The organism is Variovorax sp. GW821-FHT09D04 (genome assembly GCF_059416405.1).
In genome coordinates this window covers 102310-103889 of sequence record NZ_JBWKPA010000015.1, presented here as the reverse complement: position 1 = coordinate 103889, position 1580 = coordinate 102310, and the positions used below count along the sequence as shown (strand labels likewise).

The window sequence follows — 1580 nt, the reverse complement described above, 5'->3', positions numbered from 1 at the left end:
AGCCTGTCCACGGGCCTGAGCACGACGAACAGCAACGTGAGCAGCCTGTCGACCTCGACGTCGTCTGGTTTGAGCACCGCGACGAGCAGCATCGACAGCCTCTCCACGTCCACATCGTCGGGTTTGAGCACGGCGACCAGCGGGATCTCCAGCCTGTCTACCGGCCTGAGTACCACGAACAGCAATGTCAGCAGCTTGTCGACCTCGACCTCGTCCGGTCTGAGCACGGCCACGAGCAGCATCGACAGCCTTTCGACTTCGACGTCGTCTGGTTTGAGCACTGCCACCAGCGGTATCTCCAGCCTGTCCACGGGTCTGAGCACGACGAACAGCAACGTGAGCAGCCTGTCGACCTCGACGTCCTCTGGTTTGAGCACCGCGACCAGTGGCATCTCCAGCCTGTCTACCGGCCTCAGCTCCACGAACAGCAACCTGGACAGCCTTTCGACCTCCACGTCGAGCGGTCTGAGCACTGCAACCAGTGGAATTTCGAGCCTGTCGACTTCGACGTCGTCGGGCCTGAGCACGACCAACAGCCGTATCGATAGCCTTTCGACATCCACGTCGAGCGGCCTGAGCACGGCGACGAGCAGTATCGACAGCCTCTCGACGTCTACGTCCTCGGGTCTGAGCACTGCGACCAGCGGCATCTCTAGCCTGTCCACTGGCTTGAGCACGACCAACAGCAACGTCAGCAGCCTGTCGACCTCCACGTCGAGCGGCCTGAGCACGGCGACGAGCAACATCGACAGCCTATCGACGTCCACGTCGTCTGGTTTGAGCACTGCCACCAGCGGTATCTCCAGCCTGTCGACTGGCTTGAGCACGACAAACAGCAATGTGAGCAGCCTGTCGACCTCGACGTCGTCCGGTCTGAGCACGGCGACGAGCAACATCGACAGCCTTTCGACGTCTACGTCCTCTGGTTTGAGCACCGCGACCAGTGGTATCTCCAGCCTGTCGACCGGCCTGAGCACGACGAACAGCAACGTCAGCAGCCTCTCGACCTCGACCTCGTCGGGTCTGAGCACCGCCACCAGCGGCATCTCCAGCCTGTCCACTGGGTTGAGCACGACGAACAGCAACGTCGGCAGCCTCTCGACCTCCACGTCGTCGGGTTTGAGCACGGCGAACAGCAGCATTAGCAGCTTGTCGACGTCTACATCGTCCGGCCTGAGCACGGCCACGAGCAGCATCGACAGCCTGTCGACGGGCTTGAGCACGGCGACCAGTGGCTTCTCGAGCCTGTCCACCGGCCTGAGCACCACCAACAGCAACCTGGACAGCTTGTCGACGTCCACGTCGAGCGGCTTGAGCACGGCCACCAGCGGTATCTCCAGCCTGTCCACGGGTCTGAGCACCACGAACAGCAACGTCGGCAGCTTGTCGACCTCGACTTCGTCTGGCTTGAGCACGACGAACAGCCGTATCGACAGCCTGTCGACGTCCACGTCGTCGGGCTTGAGTACGGCGACCAGTGGCATCGATAGCCTGTCTACCGGCCTGAGCACGACGAACAGCAACGTCAGCAGCCTGTCGACGTCGACATCGTCTGGCTTGAGCACGGCGACGAGCAGCAT

General features: G+C 62.2%; 1 protein-coding gene. It reads right to left on the bottom strand.

Translation table 11 applies throughout. The features are described 5' to 3' along the window. On the bottom strand, positions 1 to 1580 hold a 1580-nt coding region (locus AC07O4_RS29860; RefSeq protein ID WP_495306405.1), incomplete at its 3' end, for a hypothetical protein.